The following is a 23,547-nucleotide window of genomic DNA, read 5'->3' as shown; positions in this document are numbered from 1 at the left end:
ATCCTTCATCACATCAAACCCCGCCGAAACATGAGCACACTCGAAGCGCTGCACGCCATCGTCAACGACGACAACGCGCCCCAGATCATCCGCGATCACATCGTCGATTCGCTGCAGTTCGCGCTGCGCAATCATCCGGGCTATTTCACCCGCAAGGAAATCCAGTGGCTCGCGCAATGGGACGACACGCGCATTCCCATCGCGGCAAGCAAGATTCTCAACGAGATGGACACCGCGTGATCGACGGACCGGCGCGCTTCAGTGCGTGCCCGACGCGCGCGCCTGCCAGTCGTAATTGAAGACGGTGGCCTGGACGGGCTCCGAGAGTCCTTCCACGAAGCTCACCACATCCGGATCCTTGAGGAAGCTCGCCGCCGACGCCGCCGTGAGAATGGCGGTGCTCTCCTGCGGCCGCGCAACGAGGTAGCCCTGCACGTAATCGACGCCGATTTCCTGCAGCGCCCGCAAGGTATCCAGGTCCTCCACCCACTCCGCGACGCTGCGCATGCCGAGATTGCGCGCCAGCGCGACGATCGCCTCGACGATCGCGATATCCGCCGGATGCGCGCACATCGAGCGCACGAACTCACCGTCGATCTTCAGCGCATCCGCCGACAGCGCCTTCAGATACTTGAATGACGTGTAGCCCGCGCCGAAGTCGTCGAGCGCGATCTTGCCGCCCATGTCATGCACGCGCGCGATGAAGCGCTGCGTGTTCTCGAGATCGTGCAGCGCCACGCTTTCGGTGATTTCGAGGCAGAGGTAATGCACGATGGACTGGTAACGCCCGAACAGCGCGAAGATGTCCTCCATGAACTGCTCGTCGTTGAGCGAGCCGCCCGACAGGTTGACGCAGATGAACTGCGTGTTGGCCAGCAGATGCTGGTGCGCCTCGATCCATTCGAGGAGTGTGGAGATGACCCAGCGGTCGATGGCCGCGATATTGCCCGATTCCTCCGCCGCAACGATCACCTTGCCGGCGGGCAGCGTGGCGCCGTCGGGCGCGCGCATGCGCAGCAGCACTTCGAAGTTGAGCGATTCGGTGGGCGCCGCGAGCGACATGATCGGCTGCATGACGAGGAACAGGCCCGGCGGCAGGCGATTGCGGCCGAGCGTTTCGACCAGCTTCAATTCTTCCGCGCGCTCCTCGAATGCGGCCGCGCCCTTGCGATACGTGACCAGATGCGTGTGCGCGACCTTCTTCGCCTCGCGGCACGCGCGGTCCGCGTGCGACAGCGCTTCCTGCACCCGCACGCCCTGCGAACATTCGACCAGACCGATCGACGCCTTCACCTGGAACGCGCGATTGCCGACCTGATACGGCGCGTCGGAGAGAATGGAGATGAGCTCGCGGCATTGCGCGATGGCCTCTTCGATCGACGTGTCGTGCATCACGCAGACGAACTCGTCGCCGCCGATACGCCCTACCGGATAGCTGCGCGCAAAATGCGCCCGCGTGCGCGCCGCGACCTGGCGCAGCACTTCGTCGCCGCTGCGATGGCCGAACAGGTCGTTGACGAGCTTGAAGCGGTCGAGATCGACGTACGCCAGCGCCCACGGCAACGTTTCATCGCTTTGCGCGGCGATCGCCTTCTCGATGCCGCGCCGGTTCAGCGAGCCGGTCAGCGGGTCGTGTTCGGCGAGGAACCGCAGGCGCTCGACGGCCCTCGAACGCTCCGTCGTGTCCTGCAGCGAGCCTTCGATCCAGCCGTTCGAGCGGATGGCCTTCAGCAGGTAACGGCGCTCCCCGGTGCCGCGTTCGGGCGAACCGCTCATTTCGAGTTCGCCGTCGCTGCCCTTCGACGCCAGCGCCTGGAGCGCGCCCCACGCGCCTGCCTCGAAATAGTCGTTCCAGTGACGGATCTTGTAGTCGGACTTCTGCAGGTCGAGCATCGCGCGCAATGACGGATTCGCGCGCACGAAGTGACCTTCGGCGTCGAGCGTGAAGAGGCCGATAGGCGTGACTTCGTAGGTATTGCGCAGTTCCATTTGCGCCTGACGACGGAAGTCGCGCTCGGCGCGCATCTGCTCGGCGATGGCGAACGCCGCCATCATGCTCGACGACAACGCGGCCATCACGGTATTGACGCCGCCCACCAGGAACTTCAGCCCGAAGGCCGCGCCGAGGACTTCGGAAAAGGTGGCGAAGAGCACGACGGCGAGGGACGCCACATACCAGAGCACGGTGCGTGAGCGCGCCATCCACACGAGCCGGACGAGGAAGAACAGCAGCACGCAGATGCCGAAGCCGGCGATGACCCACAGCACCGGAATGAAGTACGCGTACGGCAGCGCGAGCGCGGCGGCGAGCAATACGATGCCGACGTATTGAATGACCCGCAGCAGCCACCGGTAACCGACCACCCGCAGTTCACGCCTGAACAACTGCTGGAATAGCGCGGCGGTCAGCAGGTAATAAGCGGCGAAGGTAATTTGCCGCAACGGCTGAAGGTAATCGGACGGCAGCATGCGGCCGAGCCATTGCATGTCCCAGCCCATTGCATTCGCGCACAAACGCAGATTGCCGACCAGCCATACCGCGAAGATCACGTAGGTCCATTCGTGATTGATCAGCGCAGTGACAAACACGAAAACGGCGAGCGTCAGCAAGCCACCGGCAATCAGCCCCGAGCTTTCCTGGAAATCGAGCGCCGAACTACGCAGGCCTTGCCATTCCCAGGCAAAAGCGTTGATTTGCGCGGGACCTGAAAATGTGCCTTTACAGAGAATGTTTTCAGATTGGCGCAGGCGGCCGGCCTGAATGTAATAACCGGCCTTGACCGGATGCATATAGCCGCTGACGCTGTCGCGATCCGCCGTTCCCAGCGGCGCGAGTGTGCTCGCATTCCAGCAGACGAGGGTTTGCGCGTGACGCGACGGCAGTTCCGCGGCCGTCGACGCGTCCGCGCTCATGCTGGGCAAGGTGAAGCTGAACCAGATGGGTTTTTCGGAGAGACGCGTGCTGTAATTCGTGACCGGCGCGGTCCCGTGCAATGCCTCGAGGGCGTCGGCAGGGTCGGTGATATCGCTCCGATCGGCAACAACCTGTAAAGAAAGCGGAATGGCGCCGCGGGTTTCATATTGGCGCGGCAGAAAATAAAGCGTGGCCAGCGTGCCGAGCAGAATCAGGACGGGCACGGCATAAACCGCGACGACATAAATCGCGTCGTCGATCCACGAGCCGCTGCGTCTGATACGCGAAAGGGAAGCTGGAATAACCGACGCCATACCTGGAAAAACCCCCGTGTGCGCCGACGCCCGATGCGTCTACGCAAAGCGGCGGCGGAGCCGTGTGAATCCCCGGGCGCCGCCGCTTCTGGCCAACCGGACCGCTCCGTGTCCGGTTTTTTTGCTATTACCGTCCTAGATACGACCGTACTTTTTTACCCGCACGAAACCGATATTTTTACCGTCCGTAAGCCATCAACGGGGTCTTGGAACATCCTACCGTTTCCCACTCAAAAGATAAATCTACAGAATGCAAATCGATGTCCGGATGGTGCGTATTGACCATGTAGTTGAACAGCGGATGACGCGCTTCCTCCCAACGCTGGCGCGCGGCGGCGACATCCTTGGCCAGTACCCGGTGGGGCAGGCCGCCGACATGCGTCATTGGCAGAAACTCGTTGACGCCGAACACGTCCTTGAAGAGCATCGCTTCGTACTCGCGGTCCAGCGGCGTACGCGCCGTGATCACCATGTAGTCGATCTCGTGCAGTTCGCACAGCATCCACAGCGCCTTGCACAATGCCACCTTCACCACCCGTCCCACCATTCCGCCCGCCACGCCGAGCCGGGTCGCTTCCGCGAGCCGGCTGCCGGCCAGTTCGTCGGGCAGACGCACCGACTGCTCCACCGCCAGCGGGCTATACGCATTGGTCTGAATGCGCATGGTGCCGAGCGGCGCGCCATCGAGCTTCGATTCCGCCAGCAGCACGACCGTGCCGCGATCGCGGTCGGAGGATTCGATGGTCATCGTATCGGCGAATTCGGGCAGATGACGCCCATAGGCCGAACGTCTGATGCTCACGGCCTTTTGGAGCCCCGCATCGTCACGGACGATACGAATCGTAAACGGCATCCGCTCCGTTTTCTGAAGCGTGGGTACCACGGTGAGAGTCGGGCGGCCCGCTGCTTCAGTCAGGTTAGCGGCGGTGTGATTGGCAAGGTTAAGACGTTCCATTTGTAATACCCCATTTTTTCTTGGCGATAGGAAAGGTCCGTGTGTGAAGGACGGTTTTGGGTGAGTTCCTCACACACGGCTCAACGAGCCTCTCACGAAGTCAAATACGGGGGTGCGCGCTTGCCGCCGTTTCCCAGCAAATTTCAGGCTAAAGCATTGGAGGAAAGCTTCTAATCGACGAATCGACCGTCAGACAGCCGCCGCAAGCCGAAATATGCATATGCGTTACTGATATATGCGAGCCGGAAATTGAGTGAAATGGCAACGAGGGCGTGCTGTGCTGACGACGTAAGAAGCCTGATGAAGAATAGCGTTCGAAAAACCTTTTCGGAGGACATCGTAAATACTGGAAAACACTGGAGAAAGGCGACACGGTAACGTTTGCTGTATGCGTCGCTTCGCAGATCCTGCGAAACGGCATAAATGGAGAAAATCCGGATTCACCCGTAATCGAATGAACAAACAAAAAGCGGACGCTCTGCTATGAGAGACGTCCGCCTTTGGCACGACATAATCATGTCGGCCGTGTGAATGACCACCAAATAGTCTGAGAAAAAATCAGTCGTCTTCGTCGAGCCAGGGAATATCCACGTCGGTAATGAACGCGACCATCGCAAGCGGCTTGCCTTCCTGCCGGCCGAGATTGCCGTCGGCGCGCTGCCATTCGCAGCGGAAAATCGTCGCCGGGGTATCCGCCAGCAAGGTCACGGTGCGGATTTCATCCGGATCGTTTTCCTCGACCGGGCCATCGAGCGAAATCAGCAATTGCTGCGGCCAGACGCCGTCGGCGGGATCGTAGATCTTGTCGCCATCGTGAATGACGACGTGCGCCTCGACGCCAATGGTCGCCGAGGCCTCGACGATCATCTTGCCGAGTGCGCGGAGCACCGCGGTGGCGCGGCCCGAGTTGGCCTGACGGATCGCGAGATCGCCGCGGGTCAGCGCCTGTTCGAGTTTCGGGTTGGTTTTTTGTTGCGCCATCAGTCTCTCTCTAGGGTTCGTTGCAGCGTTCGACGAGCGACACGCGGCAGAAGTTGCAGCCGGATCATACCGCTGCATCAACAAAGATAGGTCGCGGCGGCCGAGGCGGCAATCCGGGCGCGCGGTGCGGACGTCTGGACGACCGCTGCTCAAGTTTGAGCACGATCAGCCGATATTGCCCACATCCCCACGAAAACGCGTGACTGCCGTGTTGTTCATCGACCTGTCTGCCATTCTCTGCGTTCGTCCGACGGCGCGCGCGTCCCTTGAGCCTTTTACGGCCGTCATGCCGGCGACGCCGGCTTCCGCCGTCTGAACGTGGCGACCGCACAGCCGGAAATCGTCGACGGCATCACGCTGCGCACGCACCTGCAGCCGATCTACAGCCTGCCGCATCAGCGCGAGGTCGGCTACGAGGCGCTGCTGCGGGGCGATGCGGGCGATGGCGCGCTGATCGGCCCGTTCGATCTGTTCGGGCGGGCGATCGTCGCGGGCACGCTGACCGAGCTCGACCGCATGAGCCACGTCACGCATCTGCGCAACGCCGCGTCGCTGCTGCCGCCCGCGCAATGGCTCTTCCTCAATATCAATCCGGCGACCTTCACCGATCCCGGCTATGCCGCACGGCTCGCCGCGGCCACGCGCGGCGCGGGTTTGGCGCCCGAGCGGCTCGTGATCGAAGTGCTCGAATCCGGCGGCACCGATGTCGCCGAAATCGCGCGCGCGACGCACGCGTTTCGCGCGCAGGGCTTCCTCGTCGCGGTCGATGACTTCGGCGCGGGCCATTCCAATATCGACCGGCTGCTGACGCTCAGACCGGATATCGTCAAGCTCGACCGCAGCCTCGTGCGCGCGAAGAGCGCCCACATGCGCGACGCGCTGATGCCGAAGCTCGTCGATCTGCTGCATGAATCGGGCATGTTCGTGGTGGCGGAGGGCATCGAGACGGCCGAGGACCTGATGCTCGCCGCGCGCTCGAACGTCGATTTCGTGCAGGGCTATCTGTTCGGGCTGCCCGCCGCGCAACTCGCCACACGCGGTGCGGCCACGCCGCTTTTCGAGAACGTGTTCGACCAGCTCGCCCACATGCGCCGCGCCGAGCGGCTGGCGGGCGATCTGCTGGTGCTGCCGTATCGTGCGGGGCTGTTGCAGGCGGCCGAGCGCTTCGCCGCCGGCGCCGCGACGCACAGCGCCTGCGCCGAGCTGCTCGCCCTGCCCTGCACCCTCAGTTGCTTCTTCCTGGATCAGGCGGGCCGCGAATTCACGCCGGGGCTGGCCGGCTCCGCCGCGAAGACGCCGAGCGAACGTTTCGCGCCGATCGCCGACCCGGCGACGGGCCGCTGGGACAACCGCCCGTATTTCGTCGATGCCCACGCCAACCCGCAACAGGTCATCACGAGCGCGCCGTATCTCTCCGTGACGGGCACCTCGCTGTGCGTGACGCTCACGATCGCGACGCAACGTGCGTCGAAGCTCGTCGTGATCGGCGCGGATCTGGACTGGCGGCGTTTGATCGAAGGCGCGCCCGCGATTCTCTGAGCGCCGTCTTCCTGTCTCAGGTCTGCTTGACCGCGCCGGCAAGCGCCGCCGCACCCGCGCGCAGCGCCGCCACGTTACCCGCCTCGAAAGTCCAGTGCCCCGCCGCATCCACGATCGCCAGGTGCGCGCCGGGCCAGTGAGCCGCGAGCGCGCTCGCCTGGTCGGCCGGGCACACCATGTCGAAGCGACCGTGCACGATCCGGCAAGGCAGATGCGCGACGCGCGCCACCTGCGGCAGCAGCGGCGCCGGCGGCAGTTCGTGCGCCATGTAGTGACGTTCGAGCAGGGCCATCGATATTGCGGCGGCATTGGCTTCCGCACTCGGCCGCTTCGCCTCGTCCGACGGTTCTTTCTCCGGCTTGTTCACGACCGACAGCGTGGTTTCGTAGCGGGTCCACGCGCGCGCGAGCTGCGTGCCGGCTTCGTCGAAACGCGCGAGCGGCGCCTCGGTCAGCTGGAGGATCTCCGGCGCGCTGGCGGGCCGCTTGCCGCTGGCCGTCTCGATGGCGTCGAGAAAGGCGCGATGCGCGTCCGGGAAGACGCGGCGCACGTCCCACAGGAACCAGTCGATGTCCTCGCGCCGCGCCAGAAAGATGCCGCGCAGCAGGAAGCCGAGACAGCGTTCGGGATGCGCGACACCGTAGGCCAGCGCGAGCGTCGTGCCCCACGAGCCGCCGAACAGCGCCCAGCGCTCGATCTGCAACGCCTCGCGCAGTTTTTCCATGTCGCCGACCAGCGCCTCGATGCCGTTGTGCTCCAGCTTGCCAAACGGCGTCGACTTGCCGCAGCCGCGCTGGTCGAAGAACACGACGCGCCACGCGTCCGGCTCCAGCACGTCCGCCCATTTGAGATTCATTGCGCCGCCGGGGCCGCCATGCACGACGAGCATCACCGGCGCGTCGCGCGGACCTTGTGCCCGCCAGTAGATCGAATGGCCGTCGCCCACTTCGAGCATGCCTTCGTCGAAATCTCGGGGCGCCTGATTTTCCATGAGCTCGCTTCCCTGCGTGATGGTTTGACCGGGGGTCCATTGTTGCATCGCTCGCGCTAGGCCGCTGGACGCGTCGCCCGCCGCAGCCGCGCCGGCCCGCCCCGATACGCTATGCTTGCGGCTTGCTCCCGCTGTCACTCTCCCGTCATCTTGTGAATCCGATGCGCCGCACCCTCGTCAAGTGGCTCTTTGCCACGTATCTGCTCGGCAGCGGCATCGTCTGGTCGATCCTGATCCTGCCGCTGTTTCCCTTCGTGGGCCGTAACGGGCGCTACCGGCTCGCCAGACTCTGGTGCCGCGCGATGGTCACGATGATGCGCGTCATCACCGGCGTCACCTGTTCCATCGAGGGTCTGGAGCATCTGCCGGCCGGACCGTGCATCATCCTGTCGCGGCATGAATCGACCTGGGAAACGCTGTCTTTCATGGCGCTGTTCCCGCGCCGCATCAGCTTCGTGTTCAAGCACGAACTCATGAACATCCCGTTCTTCGGCTGGGTGCTGCGCGGGCTCGACATGGTGAGCCTCGATCGCGGCTCGATCCGCCAGGCTCACGGCGCGGTGACGCGCGAATCCGCCGTGCGGCTGAAGAAGGGCGACTCGGTGGTGATCTTCCCCGAAGGCACGCGCGTCGCGCACGATGCGCCGCTCAAGCTGGCCTCGGGCGGCGTGCGGCTCGCCTGCGCGGCCCGGGTGCCCGTGGTGCCGGTGGTCCACGATGCCGGCAAGGTCTGGCCCGCGAAAGGCTGGCCGGACCGGGGCGGACATATCCGCGTGATCGTTACGCCGTGTCTGCCGCTCGACTGCGAGATCCCGCAGCAGCTGAACCGGCTCGCGCAGACGCAGATGGACGAAGCGCTGGCGATCCTGCGCTAGCCTTCCTTCAGTAAAGCGGCCGCTTCTTCGCGGCGCACAGCCGGTTGACGGCGGAAATGAGCGTTTCCATGTCGACGGGCTTGCGCAGGTAGCCGTCGTAGCTGACGAATGCGGGCGGATTCGGATGGCCCGAAATCATCAGGAAAGGGATATGCGAGAACGCCGTGTCGTTCTTCATCGTCTGGCAGAGCAGCGCGCCGCCCAGCCCCGGCATCATCCAGTCCGATACGACGATGTCCACTTGCTGCTCGCCGAGTATCGCCAGGGCGCCATTGCCGTCGAATGCGCATAACACGGTGCAGTCCTCGCCCTGCATGCAGAGAGTCCAGGCTTCGATGGTGGCGGGGTCGTCGTCGACGAGCAGTACAGTCTTCATCTTGCGAACATGTTCTGGGTACGGTGCGGTCAAACGGTGGCAACCATGACGCGGGCGGAATGTGCTTGTGACCGTCGCGGCATGCATTCGTTGCAGTGGCGCCGGCCCTTTACCGTATCGTCATAGTATTTCTTTCGCGCGAACTCTGCGCGGTAAATGCTCCTTCAGCAACTTGCGCGCCGCGCATGCCTGCCGGTCATTTGCTCCCGGCGCGTCCCCGGCCCGCTTCCCGCAGTGCATCGACCAGCGTCTCCTCCACCGGCGTGCGCGCTGCGTCGTTGCGGCGGATCAGGCCGATCGGCTCGTCGGTGCCGGCGAAGGGCATCGGCAAGGCAGCCAGCAATCCGAGCGCGATGTCCTGCTCCACCGCGCCCGCCGGTACGAACCAGACGGCTTCGTTGTTCAGCGCGAGCGAACGTCCAAGCGACACCGACAGCGTCTCGACGAGCGCCGTCAGCGCATGCGCGCCGAACGCGGTCAGCACGCTTTCAGCCGACTGACGGATCAGCGTGCCGAACGGCGGCACGACGATGGCAAAGCGCGCCAGCAACGCGGGCGTCAGCGGCGTCTCCAGCGTAAGCGGATGTTCGCGCCGCACGACGACCGCCAGTGGTTCCCGATAAATCTGCTCGAACGACAGCCCATGCATGGCCTCCGGCTCGGACAGCCGGCCGACCACCAGATCCACCTCGCCCGCCTTGAGCTTTTCCAGCAGCAGCGCATTCGAATCCGTCCACACGGACAGCGACACCGCCGGCCACTGCTGCCGGAACGACAGCAGCGCCGGCGACAGCAGCACGGGCGCGACCGTCGGCAGGATGCCGATGGAGATGGAACCGGGCACGTCGCCGCGCTCGCGCAGCAGCATGTCGACGCCCTCCCGCAGCGACGCCACGCACGCGCTCGCATGCGGCGCGAAGAGGCGCCCTTCGCGGGTCGGAACCGCGCCGCGCCGGCCGCGCTCGAACAGACGCACGCCCAGCATCGATTCCAGTTCGCCGATGGTCTTCGACACCGCCGGCTGGGTGATCGACAGACTGTCGGCCGCGCGCTGCACGCTGCCGAGCTGCGTGACGGCCAGGAAACACTGCAGATGCCGGAACTTGACGCGGGTGTTGGTGAAGTCGGTATCCATGAGGATTGGTTATGCAAGATGGCACGAAACATCATTTTCCATAACTTGCGTCGTTCTATAAAGTACTTGTCAGAAACACCGGGTTCAGTCCTCACAAAATCACAGGAGACAGTCGAATGACCTCCCCCATCCTCACGCCGCGCGACTGGGAATCCCATCCGCCGTATCTGTCGCCGGGCTACAAGTCGTCGGTGCTGCGCAGCCCCGGGCTGCCGTTGATCCCGCTGAAGGAAAACCTGCGCAATCGCCGCGTGCCGGTCTACGGCGCCGACGACCTGGGCGTGCTCGACGCCGACCTCACCCGCAACGCCGCCAAGAACGGCGCGCCGCTGGGCGAGCGCATCGTGGTGACGGGCCGCGTGCTCGACGAGGGCGGCCGCCCCGTGCGCAACACGCTGGTGGAGGTGTGGCAGGCGAACGCCGCGGGCCGCTACGTGCACAAGGCGGACCAGCACGACGCGCCGCTCGACCCGAACTTTCTCGGCGCGGGCCGCTGCCTGACTGACGACGAAGGCCGCTACCGCTTCATGACGATCAAGCCCGGCGCGTATCCGTGGGGCAATCACACGAACGCATGGCGCCCGAACCATATCCACTTCTCGCTGTTCGGCGAGTATTTCGGTTCGCGTCTCGTCACGCAGATGTACTTCCCCGGCGACCCACTGCTGGAACTCGACCCGATCTTCCAGGGCATCCCCGAACAGGCGCGCAACCGTCTCGTGTCGCGCTTTTCCATCGACACCACGCAGGAAGGCTATGCGCTCGGCTACGAATTCGACATCGTGCTGCGCGGTCCCGACCAGACGCCGACGGAGTGAACCCCATGACCACGCTCAAGCAAACCCCTTCGCAGACCGTCGGTCCGTACTTCGCCTACGGCCTGGTTCCCGAGCAGTACAACTTCGACCTGAAGAGCCTGTTCACCGCATCGGCGGCGGACCGTGAGGTGCCGGGCGAGCACATCGCCGTGGTCGGCAATGTGTTCGACGCCGAAGGCAAGCCCGTCAACGACGCGCTGATCGAAGTCGCCCAGGCGGATGCCTCGGGCCGCTACGTGCAGAGCGTCCAGGAAGCGCGCGAGTCGGGCTTCCGCGGCTTTGCCCGCGTGGGCACGGGCACGGATCCGAAGCTGCGCTTCATCGTCGATACGGTGAAGCCCGGCAAGACCGCCGACGATTCCGCGCCGCATCTGGACGTGATCGTGCTGATGCGCGGCATGCTGCTGCATACCTATACGCGCATCTATTTCGAGGACGAAGCCGAAGCCAACGCGAAGGACGCCGTGCTGCAAAGCGTTCCGGCCGAGCGCCGGCATACGCTGATCGCGAAGCGCGAGACGGGTCCGGCGGCCAAGCCGGGATCGTCGGGCAGCATCTATCGTTTCGACATCCATCTGCGCGGTCCGAACGAGACGGTGTTCTTCGACCTGTAAGGTCGCGCGACGGAAGTCAGGACAGAAGGCGTCCGGCACTGCGCTATAGTGTCGGACGCCTTTCGTTTTTTCCCCGCCTCACATCATGTCCGACGCTTCCACGCCCAGTCCCCTCTACGCCCGGCTCCTCGGTGAAACCGCCCAGATCGGCTGGTCCGAACTCGAACGCTTCTTCGCGCAGGGCAAGCTCATCTGGGTCAAGGGCGATCTCGACCTGGTGAGCGTCGCGGAAGCCGTTGCCAATGACGACACCCGTCAGGTCACGCAATGGCTATCGGCCGGGCTCGTCGAGCGCATGCAGGCCGAAACCGCCGCCGATCTCGCCGCGCGCGACCCCGAACTGTGGGCGGTGGTGACGTCGCCGTGGGTGTGCGTGCAGGAACGCGCCTGAGGCCCGGTCACACGCGCGGACCGCTGCGCCGCTCCACGACGTAATCGGTCCACAGCACGACGAGGATCGTCATCAGCGCCGGGCCGATGAACAGGCCGATGAGCCCGAACGTCTCTGCGCCGCCGAGAATTCCGAACAGCACCAGCAGGAACGGCAGCCGCGCCGAGCCGCCGATCAGCACCGGCCGCACGAAGTGCTCCGCCACGAACACGACGATCAGCCCGAACACGGCGACGCACACGGCCGCGACCATCGAGCCCTGCGCGAGCAGCCACAGCGCCGAGCCGAGAAAGACGATCGGCGCGCAGAACGGCAGCATCGCCGCGACGGCCGTGAGCATGCCGAGCAGGCTTGCGTGCGGCACGCCCGTCACGATGTACGCGACGCCGAGCAGCGCGCCCTCGCCCAGCCCCACGACCACCAGCCCCACCACCGTGCTGCGCACCGATTCGGCCATGCGCCGCACGATTGCCGCGCCATCGGCGCCGAATGCGCGGCGCGAGCCCGCGAGCAGCTGCTGGCCGAGCTTCGACCCGGCCTGGAACACGAAGAACAGCGTCATCAGCATGAAGCCGAAGATGACGAAACCATGCACGACGCGCCCGCCGAAGTGACGCGTCATCGCGACCACGGTGGCGCTGTGCAGGTTCTTGACGGCGGGCGAGGCATCCAGCGGCGTCGCGAGATTCGCCTGCCACCAGCGCGAGATCTGCGCGCTCATCGGCAGGTGATCGACGAAGGCGGGCATCGGGAAGCCGGTGCGCAGGACATCGTGGAACCAGTGCAGCATGTCGTGCGCCTCATTGATGGTCTGCGCCGCGACGACGAAGAACGGCACTACGAACAACAGGCCGATGGCCGCCGTCAGGCACACTGCAAGCACGATGTGATGGTTCTTGAAGAACGGCTTGCGTTCGAGCCAGCCGAAGGCCGGCCAGAGCGCGATGGCGATCACGGCCGCCCACACGACCGCCGGGATGAAGGTGCGCGCGGTGTACAGCGCCACCAGCACGAGCACCGCGTACAGCACCGCCGAGGCCGTGCGCTGCATCTTGAAGGTGCGTCCGGCTGAATCGGGCGTCGGGTCGTTGCGCGGCGGGATAGGCATGAAAACGGGGGCCTCTTGAAGGTGCGGATAAGCGAGCAAAAATCGGGAGCAAAAATCGTCCCCGTTCATTGTAATCACGCATGCCCGGGCGCGCGCCGACGCCTCCTTTGCGGGACGGCGCGCCGCTCTCCCTATAATCGAAGCTCCGGATCGATGCAGGGAAGGTTCAATGACGGGAAAGACCGCACAGGGAATGACGCTGTGGGCCACGGCTTCGGCATGCGTGGCGCTCGCGCTGCTGGCCGGTTGTTCGACCAAGCTCAACCGGTCGAAGGAAGACGAGGTCAATGCGCGCTACGGCATCACGACGCTTGCCGTGAAGGGCGGCGTCGAGATCCGGCTGCCCGAGGCGCCGCTGTTCGACACCGACGAAGTCGACATTCGCGCGGGACAGTCGCCGTTGCTGGATCGGGTCGCCGTCGTGCTGAAGCGCAGCATGCGGCCTGTGCTGATCGAAGGACACACCGACAACCAGGGCTCGCTCGGCTACAACCGCAACCTGTCCGAAGCGCGCGCGCAGGCCGTGGCGCAGGCGCTGATCCAGCGCGGCGTGCCGGCCCAGCGCATCACGACCAAGGGTGCGGCCTGGCTGAGGCCGATCGCCAGCAACGACACCGCGCAAGGCCGCGCGCTGAACCGGCGCGTGGAAATCCTGGTGCGCACCGAAAGCGAAAGCACGCTGCTCGGCACGCCTGCCAGGGGCCGGCGCTAGCTTTCAGGCGGCCTGCGCCGCTTCCAGCACGAGCAGCTGCGAGCCGTCGGCGACCTGATCGCCCACCGCGAACAGAATCTCGCCGATCGTGCCCGGCCCCGGCGCGACGATGGTGTGCTCCATCTTCATCGCTTCCATGACCATCAGCGGCGCGCCCTTCTGCACCTGCGCGCCCGGTTCCACCAGCACGGCGATCACCTTGCCGGGCATCGGCGCGGTGAGGCGGCCTTCCTGCTCGACATCGCCTGCGTGAGCCATCAGGTTCTGCCACTCGAACTGCAGCGCCGCGCCTTCATGAAAGACGTGGAACAGGTCGCCGTCGGTGAAGACGTGGCCCTTGATGAGCGCATCATCCAGTTGCACCGCGAACGAAGTCTCGCCGCTGTGCGACCAGTCGAAGCGCGCCTGCTCGCCGTTGAGTTGCAGGCGCTTGTCGCCGGCTTTCGTGAAGATCACCTTCAGCGTTTCGTCGGTGTCCGCCGCGCGCCAGTTCAGATCCTGGCTGTAGCCGCCCGCCATGCGCCAGTGCGACAGCGCATCCCACGGCGAATGGCCATGCGCCTCGCCGCCTTCGCGCGTGAGCAGCGCGGCGCAGGCGAGCGCCAGACCATGCTTGCGCGATACCTTCGACGGCGCGAACAGCGCGTCGTGATGACGCTCGATCAGGCCGGTGTCCAGCTCGCCGGTGCTGAACGGCTCGCTCTGCACGATGCGCAGCAGGAATTCGACATTGGTCGACAGCCCGACGATCTCGCATTGCGCCAGCGCGCGCGCCATGCGGGCGAGCGCGTCGCGGCGGTCGCGGCCATGCACGATGAGCTTCGCGATCATCGGGTCGTAGAACGGCGTGATCGCGTCGCCGCGACGCACGCCGCTGTCCACGCGCACGTCGCCGTCGATCGAAAATTCCACCGCGTGCGGCATGCTGAGATGCTTGAGCGTGCCCGTCGACGGCAGGAAGCCGCGCGACGGGTTCTCCGCGTAGATGCGCGCCTCGATGGCGTTTCCGTGCACCTTCAGCTGATCCTGGGCGAGCGGCAGCGGCTCGCCCGCCGCCACGCGCAACTGCCATTCGACGAGGTCCAGCCCGGTCACCATCTCGGTCACCGGATGTTCCACTTGCAGGCGCGTGTTCATCTCCATGAAGTAGAACTGGCCGTCCTGCGTCATGATGAACTCGACCGTGCCCGCGCCGACGTAATCCACTGCGCGCGCCGCCGCAACGGCGGCTTCGCCCATCGCGCGGCGGGTTTCATCGGCGAGGCCGGGCGCCGGCGCTTCCTCCAGCACTTTCTGGTGGCGGCGCTGCACGGAGCAGTCGCGATCGAACAGGTAGACCGCGTGACCATGCTGGTCCGCGAACACCTGCACTTCGACGTGCCGCGGACGCTGCAGATACTTCTCGATCAGCACGCGGTCATTGCCGAAGCTCGACGCCGCCTCGCGCTTGCACGAGGCCAGCGCCGCCGCGAAATCCTCGCTGCGCTCGACCACGCGCATGCCCTTGCCGCCGCCGCCCGCACTCGCTTTCAGCAACACCGGATAGCCGATGCCGTCCGCCTCGCGCTGCAACAGCGCGGGGTCCTGGTCGTCGCCGTGATAGCCCGGCACGAGCGGCACCGCAGCGGACTGCATCAGCGCCTTGGCCGCGGCCTTGGAACCCATCGCGCGGATCGCCGCAACGGGCGGTCCGATGAACACCAGCCCGGCCTTCTCGCACGCGTTGGCGAAGTCCTCGTTTTCCGAGAGGAAGCCATAGCCCGGATGAATGGCCTGCGCGCCGGTCGCCAGTGCGGCCGCGACGATGCGCTCGATGCGCAAATAACTCTCCGATGCCGCCGCGCCGCCCACATGCACGGCTTCGTCGCAGACATCGACATGCTTGGCCTTCGCGTCCGCATCCGAATACACGGCGACGCTGCCGATGTTCATCCGCTTCGCTGTAGCCGCGACACGGCAGGCGATCTCGCCACGATTTGCAATCAGTATTTTGTTGAACATGTCTTTGCTCTGCAGAGGACAGGAGTAAGGCGCTCAAGCGCCACCTCCTGTCGTCACATCCGGAATACGCCGAAGCGCGTGTCTTCGATGGGCGCGTTCAGCGTCGCGGCCAACCCGAGGCCCAGCACGTCGCGCGTCTGCGCGGGATCGATCACGCCGTCGTCCCACAGACGCGCGCTCGCATAGTACGGATGGCCTTGCACTTCGTATTGATCGCGGATCGGCGCCTTGAACGCCTCTTCCTCTTCCTTCGACCACGCGCCGCCCTTCTTCTCGATGCCGTCGCGCCGCACCGTGGCGAGCACCGACGCCGCCTGTTCGCCGCCCATCACCGAGATGCGCGCGTTCGGCCACATCCACAGGAAGCGCGGCGAATACGCGCGGCCGCACATGCCGTAGTTGCCCGCGCCGAACGAGCCGCCGATGATGATCGTGAACTTCGGCACCTTCGCCGTGGCGACGGCCGTCACCATCTTCGCGCCATTGCGCGCGATGCCTTCGTTCTCGTACTTGCGCCCGACCATGAAGCCGGTGATGTTCTGCAGGAACACGAGCGGAATCTTGCGCTGCGCGCACAGTTCGATGAAATGCGTGCCCTTCAGCGCCGACTCGCTGAACAGAATGCCGTTGTTCGCGACGATGCCGACCGGATGCCCCCACACATGCGCGAAGCCGCAGACGAGCGTGGTGCCGTAGCGGGCCTTGAATTCGTCGAAGGCGGAGTCGTCGACGATGCGCGCGATCACTTCGCGCACGTCGAAGGGCTTGCGGGTATCGGCGGGAATCACGCCGTAGACGCTCTGCGGGTCGTAGCGCGGCGGCAGCGGCTCCTTCAGCGCCAGCGTGGGCGTCTTCACGCGGTTCAGATTGCCGACGATGCTGCGCGCAATGCCGAGCGCGTGTGCATCGTTCTGCGCGAGGTGGTCGACGACGCCCGACAGACGCGTGTGGACATCGCCGCCGCCGAGATCCTCGGCGCTCACTTCCTCGCCGGTGGCCGCCTTCACGAGCGGCGGGCCGCCCAGGAAAATCGTGCCCTGGTTCTTCACGATGATCGATTCATCGGACATCGCGGGCACGTAGGCGCCGCCCGCGGTGCACGAACCCATGACCACCGCGATCTGCGCGATGCCTTGCGCCGACAGGTTCGCCTGGTTGTAGAAGATGCGGCCGAAGTGATCGCGGTCGGGGAACACATCGTCCTGATTCGGCAGGTTCGCGCCGCCCGAATCGACCAGATACACGCACGGCAGCCGGTTCTGCTCGGCGATTTCCTGCGCGCGCAAATGCTTCTTCACCGTGACGGGATAGTAGGTACCGCCCTTCACGGTGGCGTCGTTGCACACGATCACGCATTCCTGCCCGGCGATGCGCCCGATGCCCGTGATGATGCCCGCGCCGGGCGCTTCGTCGTTGTACATGCCGTACGCGGCCAGTTGCGACAGCTCCAGGAACGGCGTGCCCGGATCCAGCAACTGCGCGATGCGGTCGCGCGGCAGCAGCTTGTTGCGCGACACGTGACGGTCGCGCGCGGCCTGCCCGCCGCCTTCCGCGAGTTTCGCGACCTTCTGCTTGAGATCGGCGACGAGCGCTTCGAGCGCCTGCACATTGGCGCGGAACTCCTCGCCGCGCGGATTCAGTTTCGATTCGATGATCGTCATGTCGCGCCCTCAAACCGTCTCGGCAAACAGTTCGCGGCCGATCAGCATGCGGCGGATCTCGCTCGTGCCCGCGCCGATTTCATACAGCTTGGCGTCGCGCCACAGACGGCCCACCGGATACTCGTTGATGTAGCCGTTGCCGCCGAGGACCTGGATGGCTTCGCCGGCCATCCACGTGGCTTTTTCGGCGGTGTAGAGGATCACGCCCGCGCAGTCCTTGCGCACCTGGCGCACGTGACCGGCGCCGAGCGTGTCGAGCTGGCGGCCGACCGCGTAGAGATACGCGCGGCAAGCCTGCAACGTCGAATACATGTCGGCAACCTTGCCCTGGATCAGCTGGAATTCGCCGATGGCCTGGCCGAACTGCTTGCGGTCGTGGATATAGGGCACCACCGCGTCCATGCAGGCGAGCATGATGCCGGTCGGGCCGCCCGCGAGCACGGCGCGTTCGTAGTCGAGGCCGCTCATCAGCACCTTGGTGCCGCCGTTCAGCTGGCCGAGAATGTTTTCCTTCGGCACTTCCACGTTCTCGAACACGAGTTCGCCCGTGTGCGAGCCGCGCATGCCCAGCTTGTCCAGCTTCTGCGCGACCGAGAACCCCTTCATGCCCTTCTCGACGATGAACGCCGTGATGCCGCGCGCACCCGCTTCGATGTCGGTCTTCGCGTAGACGACCAGCGTGTCGCAGTCGGGGCCGTTGGTGATCCACATCTTGGTGCCGTTGAGCACGTAGTGGTCGCCCTTCTCTTCGGCGCGCAGCTTCATGCTGACGACATCCGAGCCCGCGTTCGGCTCGCTCATCGCCAGTGCGCCGATATGCTCGCCGGAGACGAGCTTCGGCAGGTACTTCTGCTTCTGCGCTTCGGTGCCGTTGCGATGAATCTGGTTCACGCACAGATTCGAATGCGCGCCGTACGACAAGCCCACCGACGCCGAAGCCCGCGAGATTTCTTCCATCGCCACCATGTGCGCGACGTAGCCCATGTTCGCGCCGCCGTATTCCTCCGACACCGTCATGCCGAGCACGCCCAGGTCGCCGAATTTCTTCCACAGGTCCATCGGGAACTGATCCGAATGGTCGATTTCGCCGGCGCGCGGGGCGATTTCCTTCGCCGCGAAGTGGGCGAGCGAATCGCGCAGCATGTCGATGTCTTCGCCCAACGCGAAATTCAGACCGGGCAGGTTGCTCATGAAGCGTCTCCTCGTGAATACGGATGTTTTCGGCGGTTGCCGCGTGTTGAGTCTGGCTCACACCGCGTTGGTAACCGCTGGATTGGGCAATTTCACGCTCAAATTGGCTGGCCGTCAATAGGTTTTTGAGCTACGCTCACATTTATTCGTGACGTTTCCAGGGCTGCATTCCGATCATGTCGACGCATACCACCGCTCCCGGCCGCCGCGCGCCCGCCGGCATCAAATCGCAGCAGCGCGTGAAGGAGATTCTCCAGGCCGGCCGCGAAGTCTTCGCCGAGAAGGGTTACGACGCCGCGACCAGCGCGGAGATCGCGCAGCGCGCGGGCATCTCCGAAGCCACGGTCTTCAGCTATTTCAGCGGCAAGCGGGATTTGTGCGCGCGCGTGATCGCCGACTGGTACGACGAGATCATCGATGCCTTCGAAACCGGCCTGCCGCGCGACGGCACGGTGCATCAGCAGTTTGCGTTCATCGTCCGGACGCACATGCGGCTCATGCTGATGAACGGCACCGGGCTCTGCTCGCTGGTGCTCTCGGAGGGGCGCACCAAGCAGCACGATCTGTCGGACGCGCTCACGGAACTGCAGCGCCGCTACACGGCGCCGCTGATGGACGTGCTCGCGCACGGCCAGGCGCTCGGCCACGTGCGCAGCGACGTGCCGCTGCGGCTGTTGCGCTCGCTCGTGTTCGGCCCGATGGAGCATGTCCTGTGGGATGCGACGCTCGCAAAGCGGCGCTTGAGTCAGGCTCAGATCGAGACGACGGCGAACGAACTCGTGGAAGTCCTGTGGGCGGCGCTGCAGCCGCCGGACACGCAGGTGGCTGCGCTGGTGCGCTTCCGGCAGGAGGTCGAGGAAGCCTCGCGGCGCTTCGATGCCGCAGCGAAGCCGAAACAGGAAGAGTGAGGCCTTATTTGCGGATGAAGCGCAGCGCGAGGCGCGCGAGCTTCGGCACGGTGACGGGGCGCAGGAGCCGCGCGTCGTAACCGCCCATGCGGCGGTCGTTCTCTTTCAGACAGGTTTCGATCAGCGCGCGCACCGAAACATCGCCCGCCACCGAATCGCCGACATTCGCCGGGAAGTTCGCGTCCTGCGCGGCACCGCTCGTGTCGAAGCCGCGCGCGAGGGAAATGCGGTCGCGGATCAGCGAGATCCACACGCTCGCGGTTTTCGCCAGGAACCACGGCTTGCGATACCACGGCAGGCTGCGCCGGTACCACGCCACCCAGTTGGCGAAGAACAAAATATGACGCGCTTCTTCCTGGATCACCGGCTCGAAGGTTTCGACCAGCGCTTCGGGAAAGTAGCCCGACTGCCGCGCCGCCTCGAACAGCCCGAATGCGAAGAAACTGTCGATGCATTCGCTGTAGCCGGTCAGCATCCAGGCGCGTAACGGATCGGCGGGGGCGGGATACGGCGGTTCCGGCGCGAGTTCGATGCCATACGCCTCCACCAGCTTCGACAGCACCAGCTTGTGACGCGCCTCCTCGCCGCCGTTCATGCGCAGCGCCTCGCGCAGATGCGCGTCGGCAACCGTGGCCGCGTAGGTGGCGACGCGAATCGATGCGCGCCCTTCCGTCTGCACCGCGATGTCCCAGATCGGCAGCGAGGTCACGCGCTTCAGCGCGGCGGGGTCGAGCGGCGGCCAGTCGATGACGGCGGGCTTGTACGGGTTGTGCGTCGTCAGGAGCATCTCGCAGAACATGCGCTTGTGCAGGTCCGAACCGATCGGAATCTTTCCCGTGGACCGGTAGGTCCAGTGGCGCATCGCATGATCTGCTTCGACTGGGTTGAGCGTGTCGGACATATTCGAAGATTGGTCTCGGCCCGGGTACGTCCTGCGGAGTTTGGCATACGGAACGCAAACATGCAGTGGGCGCGCGAAGCCACTAGTCGACAAGCCCCAACCACTACGCCATAGCGCGTCATGCCAAACGGAGCAGGTCAACTCACAGACGTCACCAAATTTGACATTGCTTGAACGCCGAAAATATACATATACTTGTATATTGTAGCGATGAAAACCTTACGCTTCGTCGGTACCACCTTGGAGGATCTGCGCAAATTTCCTGTAGAAGCGCGCCGCCACACCGGATTTCAGCTGGACGCCGTGCAGCGTGGCCTGATGCCGGATGATTTCAAACCCATGCCGTCGGTCGGCGCAGGGGTTTATGAAATCCGCGTCCACCTCGAAGGAGAATGGCGAGTGCTTTATGTCGCGAAGCTGAGCGACGCCGTCTATGTGCTACACGCGTTCCAGAAGAAAACTCAAAAGACGCGACGCGAAGATATCGAACTGGCGGCTCGCCGCTATCGCCTGATTGGAGGCTGAATCATGAACGAACCCATTGTAGATTCGAGCGGAAACGTCTTCGCCGACCTCGGCTTTCCCGAGGAAGAGGCTCTGCTGCTCAGTCTCCGCGCCGACCTGATGGCTTCGTTGCGTCAGGTGATCGAAGCCCGTGGCTGGACCCAGGCACAGGCTGCTCAGGCGCTCGGCATCACCCAGCCGCGTGTTTCCGACCTGAACCGAAGCAAGTGGGATAAGTTCAGCCTCGACATGCTGCTGGCACTGGCCGTGCGCGTCGGCTTGCATCCGCACATCGAGTTGAAGGCCGCATGAAGCACCTTCCTCAGACCGTAAGGCTTCAAAGACCCGCTATCGGGGCTTTCACTAGCTCCCCAACATTTTTGGCTTGGTAACCTTCTGCCGATTCTGAGCGGACACGATCCGCGGAATGCACCTGATCCGGCGCTCCAACCACGCGCCGGTCGCCTGGCAATGAGACCTTCCGGGCAGAACCGACCACCTTCTGGAGTTACAACAGTGAAGAAACTGCTCGCGGCACTGACGATGTCCCTTCTCGCCGCCACGTCGCTCACCGCCGTCACCGCCGCGCAGGCGAAGGACTATTCGACGATCCGCTTCGGTGTCGACGCCAGCTATCCCCCGTTCGAATCCAAGGGTTCCGACGGCAAGCTGGTCGGTTTCGATATCGATCTCGGCAACGAGATCTGCTCGCGCCTCAAGGCGAAATGCGTGTGGGTCGAGAATGACTTCGACGGCATGATCCCCGCCCTCAAGGCGAAGAAGTTCGACGGCGTGCTCTCGTCGATGTCGATGACCCCGCAACGCGCCGAGCAGATCGCCTTCTCGAGCAAGCTGTTCAACACGCCCACGCGCCTGGTCGCGAAGAAAGGCAGCAACATCATGCCGACGGCCGAAAGCCTGAAGGGCAAGAACGTCGGCGTGGAACAGGGCACGATCCAGGAAACCTACGCGAAGACCTACTGGGCGCCGAAGGGCGTGACGGTCACGCCGTATCAGAACCAGGATCAGGTCTACGCCGACCTGACGTCGGGCCGCCTCGACGCCGCGCTGCAGGACGCCGTGCAGGCCGAAATCGGCTTCCTGAAGACGCCGCGCGGCGCGGGCTTCGACTTCGCAGGCAAGGACCTCGACGATCCGAAGACGCTCGGCAACGGCGCCGGCATCGGCCTGCGCAAGGAAGACACCGACCTGAAGACCAAGATCGACAAGGCCATCGCCGACATCATCAAGGACGGCACCTACAAGAAGATCGAGAAGAAGTACTTCGACTTCGACGTGTACGGCAGCTAAGCCGCCTCGTCTTCCCTGAAACGGGCTCCGCGCCGCAAGGCACGGAGCCCGTTTCGTTTGCGTCATCCCTTGCCGTCATCCCTTGCGGACGCCGCCGTCCGGGCGCCCGCCGCAGTGATTTCGGCTAAGATCGAACGTCCGGTAAGACGCCAGCGGAAGGAGACACCGCGGCGCCCCGCAACTATCCGAGGCAAGAAGCACGCATTCGCGTGCGCGCGACCCCTATGCAAACCCGAACCCACTCCCTGATTTCGCCGTCCCTCGGCACGACCCGCACCATCACCAGCTTTCACTACGGCCCCGGCGGCGGCCAGAAAATCTACATCCAGTCCTCGCTGCACGCGGACGAACTGCCCGGCATGCTGGTCGCATGGCGTCTGCGCCGCCAGCTGGCCGAATTCGAAGCCGCCGGCAAGCTGCGCGGCGAAGTCGTGATCGTGCCGGTGCCCAATCCGATCGGCCTGTCGCAGCATCTGCACGGCACGCTGATGGGCCGTTTCGAAACCAACAGCGGCCACAACTTCAACCGCAATTTCCACGATCTCGCCGCGTTGATCGCGCCGCGCATCGAAGCGCGTCTCGGCGCGGACGCGGAGGCCAACAAGCTGGCCGTGCGCGCCGCCATGCAGGAAGCGCTCGACGAGCAGACGCCGCACACCGAGCTCGAATCGCAACGTCTGGCGTTGCAGAAGCTGTCCTTCGACGCCGATGTCGTGCTCGACCTGCACTGCGACCTCGACGCCGCGCTGCATCTCTACACCAATCCGGACATCTGGGACGAAGTGGAGCCGCTCGCCCGCTATCTCGACGCCCGCGCGTCGCTGCTCGCGCTGAATTCGGTGGGCAATCCGTTCGACGAGATCCACAGCTTCTGCTGGTCCGATCTGCGCCAGCGTTACGGCGAGCGCTTCCCGATTCCGAACGGCGGCGTGTCGGTGACGGTGGAGCTGCGCAGCCAGCACGACGTGTCCTACGAACTCGCGGACAAGGACGCGCAGGCCATCGTCAATTATCTGATCCGGCGCGGCGTGATCGAGGCCCCGGTGCCCGAGCTGCCGCCGCTCGCCTACCCGGCCACGCCGCTTGCGGGCGCGGAGCCGATCGTCGCACCGATGTCGGGCATCCTGGTGTTCCGCGCGCCGGTGGGCGAGTACATCGAGGCGGGCGCGCCGGTCGCCGATATCATCGATCCGCTGACCGACACCGTGACCAGGCTCAAGTGCACGACCTCGGGCGTCATGTACGCGCGCCACATCGTGCGTTTCGCGACGGCTGGTCTCGAAGTGGCGCGCATCGCGGGCGCGAAGGCGTATCGGACCGGGTCGCTGCTGTCCGCCTGAGCATCGC

At 64.8% G+C, this 23,547-nt stretch carries 23 protein-coding genes; 12 read left to right on the top strand and 11 right to left on the bottom strand.

Translation table 11 applies throughout. The annotated features are described in order from the left end of the window. Nucleotides 1–30: 30 nt before the first annotated feature. On the top strand, nt 31–240 hold the full coding sequence (locus QCE83_RS29555) for a hypothetical protein (protein ID WP_309819565.1): 210 nt from the start codon (nt 31–33) through the stop codon (nt 238–240). Between the two features lie 18 nt (nt 241–258). Here the strand turns inward: QCE83_RS29555 and QCE83_RS29550 are convergent, their stop codons facing one another. From QCE83_RS29550 to QCE83_RS29540, 3 genes are all read right to left on the bottom strand, one after another. Continuing rightward, complete coding sequence (locus QCE83_RS29550) at nt 259–3,228, bottom strand: putative bifunctional diguanylate cyclase/phosphodiesterase (protein ID WP_404985847.1); 2,970 nt, start codon at nt 3,226–3,228, stop codon at nt 259–261. A 178-nt stretch (nt 3,229–3,406) separates the two neighbouring features. Beyond that, a complete protein-coding gene (locus tag QCE83_RS29545; protein WP_309819562.1) occupies nt 3,407–4,183 on the bottom strand; it encodes an N-acyl amino acid synthase FeeM domain-containing protein in 777 nt (258 codons plus the stop codon). Between the two features lie 558 nt (nt 4,184–4,741). After that, nucleotides 4,742–5,164: a hypothetical protein gene (locus QCE83_RS29540; RefSeq protein ID WP_309819560.1), complete on the bottom strand. Its 423-nt coding sequence runs from the start codon at nt 5,162–5,164 to the stop codon at nt 4,742–4,744. 318 nt (nt 5,165–5,482) lie between these two features. Between QCE83_RS29540 and QCE83_RS29535 the strand changes: the two genes are divergently transcribed. Then, complete coding sequence (locus QCE83_RS29535; protein WP_309819558.1) at nt 5,483–6,703, top strand: EAL domain-containing protein; 1,221 nt, start codon at nt 5,483–5,485, stop codon at nt 6,701–6,703. A 16-nt stretch (nt 6,704–6,719) separates the two neighbouring features. Here QCE83_RS29535 and pip read toward each other — a convergent pair whose 3' ends face one another. Continuing rightward, complete coding sequence (gene pip, locus QCE83_RS29530; RefSeq protein WP_309819557.1) at nt 6,720–7,694, bottom strand: prolyl aminopeptidase; 975 nt, start codon at nt 7,692–7,694, stop codon at nt 6,720–6,722. Nucleotides 7,695–7,855: 161 nt separating this feature from the next. Here pip and QCE83_RS29525 point away from each other — a divergent pair, with 161 nt between their 5' ends. Next, on the top strand, nt 7,856–8,569 hold the full coding sequence (locus QCE83_RS29525; RefSeq protein WP_309819555.1) for a lysophospholipid acyltransferase family protein: 714 nt from the start codon (nt 7,856–7,858) through the stop codon (nt 8,567–8,569). Nucleotides 8,570–8,576: 7 nt separating this feature from the next. Here the strand turns inward: QCE83_RS29525 and QCE83_RS29520 are convergent, their stop codons facing one another. Both QCE83_RS29520 and pcaQ read right to left on the bottom strand, forming a co-directional pair. Next, nucleotides 8,577–8,945 carry a response regulator gene (locus QCE83_RS29520; protein ID WP_309819553.1) on the bottom strand — a complete coding sequence of 123 codons (369 nt, stop codon included), beginning with the start codon at nt 8,943–8,945 and terminating at the stop codon, nt 8,577–8,579. A gap of 196 nt (nt 8,946–9,141) precedes the next feature. Then, complete coding sequence (gene pcaQ / locus QCE83_RS29515) at nt 9,142–10,080, bottom strand: pca operon transcription factor PcaQ (RefSeq protein ID WP_309819551.1); 939 nt, start codon at nt 10,078–10,080, stop codon at nt 9,142–9,144. Nucleotides 10,081–10,196: 116 nt separating this feature from the next. On the opposite strand from pcaQ, the gene pcaH reads away from it, so the two are divergent. The 3 genes from pcaH to QCE83_RS29500 all read left to right on the top strand — a co-directional run bounded on the left by pcaH (nt 10,197) and on the right by QCE83_RS29500 (nt 11,903). Continuing rightward, nucleotides 10,197–10,898 carry a protocatechuate 3,4-dioxygenase subunit beta gene (pcaH, locus tag QCE83_RS29510; RefSeq protein ID WP_309819549.1) on the top strand — a complete coding sequence of 234 codons (702 nt, stop codon included), beginning with the start codon at nt 10,197–10,199 and terminating at the stop codon, nt 10,896–10,898. A 5-nt stretch (nt 10,899–10,903) separates the two neighbouring features. Further along, nucleotides 10,904–11,512: a protocatechuate 3,4-dioxygenase subunit alpha gene (pcaG, locus tag QCE83_RS29505; protein ID WP_309819547.1), complete on the top strand. Its 609-nt coding sequence runs from the start codon at nt 10,904–10,906 to the stop codon at nt 11,510–11,512. Between the two features lie 85 nt (nt 11,513–11,597). Then, entirely contained in the window at nt 11,598–11,903 is a 306-nt protein-coding gene (locus tag QCE83_RS29500) for a DUF2288 domain-containing protein (protein ID WP_309819545.1), read from the top strand. A 7-nt stretch (nt 11,904–11,910) separates the two neighbouring features. Here QCE83_RS29500 and QCE83_RS29495 read toward each other — a convergent pair whose 3' ends face one another. Continuing rightward, a complete protein-coding gene (locus QCE83_RS29495) occupies nt 11,911–13,011 on the bottom strand; it encodes an AI-2E family transporter (RefSeq protein ID WP_309819543.1) in 1,101 nt (366 codons plus the stop codon). 169 nt (nt 13,012–13,180) lie between these two features. On the opposite strand from QCE83_RS29495, the gene QCE83_RS29490 reads away from it, so the two are divergent. Then, nucleotides 13,181–13,723, top strand: coding sequence for an OmpA family protein (locus tag QCE83_RS29490; protein ID WP_309819541.1), 543 nt, complete (start codon nt 13,181–13,183; stop codon nt 13,721–13,723). 3 nt (nt 13,724–13,726) lie between these two features. On the opposite strand, the gene QCE83_RS29485 is transcribed toward QCE83_RS29490, so the two are convergent. Genes QCE83_RS29485 through QCE83_RS29475 form a run of 3 tightly spaced genes read right to left on the bottom strand, consistent with a single transcriptional unit; the run spans nt 13,727 to nt 18,576 of the window. Further along, nucleotides 13,727–15,724 carry an acetyl/propionyl/methylcrotonyl-CoA carboxylase subunit alpha gene (locus tag QCE83_RS29485; protein ID WP_309819539.1) on the bottom strand — a complete coding sequence of 666 codons (1,998 nt, stop codon included), beginning with the start codon at nt 15,722–15,724 and terminating at the stop codon, nt 13,727–13,729. A 53-nt stretch (nt 15,725–15,777) separates the two neighbouring features. Beyond that, nucleotides 15,778–17,385 (bottom strand): carboxyl transferase domain-containing protein, encoded by a 1,608-nt coding sequence (locus QCE83_RS29480; RefSeq protein WP_309819537.1) that lies wholly within the window; start codon nt 17,383–17,385, stop codon nt 15,778–15,780. 9 nt (nt 17,386–17,394) lie between these two features. Then, nucleotides 17,395–18,576 (bottom strand): isovaleryl-CoA dehydrogenase, encoded by a 1,182-nt coding sequence (locus tag QCE83_RS29475; RefSeq protein WP_309819535.1) that lies wholly within the window; start codon nt 18,574–18,576, stop codon nt 17,395–17,397. A gap of 176 nt (nt 18,577–18,752) precedes the next feature. Between QCE83_RS29475 and QCE83_RS29470 the strand changes: the two genes are divergently transcribed. Then, entirely contained in the window at nt 18,753–19,484 is a 732-nt protein-coding gene (locus QCE83_RS29470; protein WP_309819533.1) for a TetR/AcrR family transcriptional regulator, read from the top strand. Nucleotides 19,485–19,488: 4 nt separating this feature from the next. Here QCE83_RS29470 and QCE83_RS29465 read toward each other — a convergent pair whose 3' ends face one another. Continuing rightward, nucleotides 19,489–20,385, bottom strand: coding sequence for a ferritin-like domain-containing protein (locus QCE83_RS29465; RefSeq protein WP_309819531.1), 897 nt, complete (start codon nt 20,383–20,385; stop codon nt 19,489–19,491). Between the two features lie 210 nt (nt 20,386–20,595). Here QCE83_RS29465 and QCE83_RS29460 point away from each other — a divergent pair, with 210 nt between their 5' ends. The 4 genes from QCE83_RS29460 (at nt 20,596) to QCE83_RS29445 (ending at nt 23,540) form a co-directional block, all read left to right on the top strand. After that, the gene (locus QCE83_RS29460) at nt 20,596–20,910 is read left to right on the top strand and encodes a type II toxin-antitoxin system RelE/ParE family toxin (protein ID WP_309819530.1); all 315 of its coding nucleotides are present in this window, start codon (nt 20,596–20,598) and stop codon (nt 20,908–20,910) included. Nucleotides 20,911–20,913: 3 nt separating this feature from the next. Then, nucleotides 20,914–21,201: a helix-turn-helix transcriptional regulator gene (locus QCE83_RS29455; RefSeq protein ID WP_309819528.1), complete on the top strand. Its 288-nt coding sequence runs from the start codon at nt 20,914–20,916 to the stop codon at nt 21,199–21,201. Nucleotides 21,202–21,405: 204 nt separating this feature from the next. After that, entirely contained in the window at nt 21,406–22,200 is a 795-nt protein-coding gene (locus QCE83_RS29450) for an ABC transporter substrate-binding protein (protein ID WP_309819526.1), read from the top strand. Nucleotides 22,201–22,424: 224 nt separating this feature from the next. After that, complete coding sequence (locus tag QCE83_RS29445) at nt 22,425–23,540, top strand: M14 family metallopeptidase (RefSeq protein WP_309819523.1); 1,116 nt, start codon at nt 22,425–22,427, stop codon at nt 23,538–23,540. Nucleotides 23,541–23,547: the final 7 nt, after the last annotated feature.

Origin of the sequence: Caballeronia sp. LZ034LL (assembly GCF_031451215.1) — a bacterium.
Lineage (GTDB): Bacteria > Pseudomonadota > Gammaproteobacteria > Burkholderiales > Burkholderiaceae > Caballeronia.
This window is presented reverse-complemented; position numbering and strand designations above follow the sequence as displayed.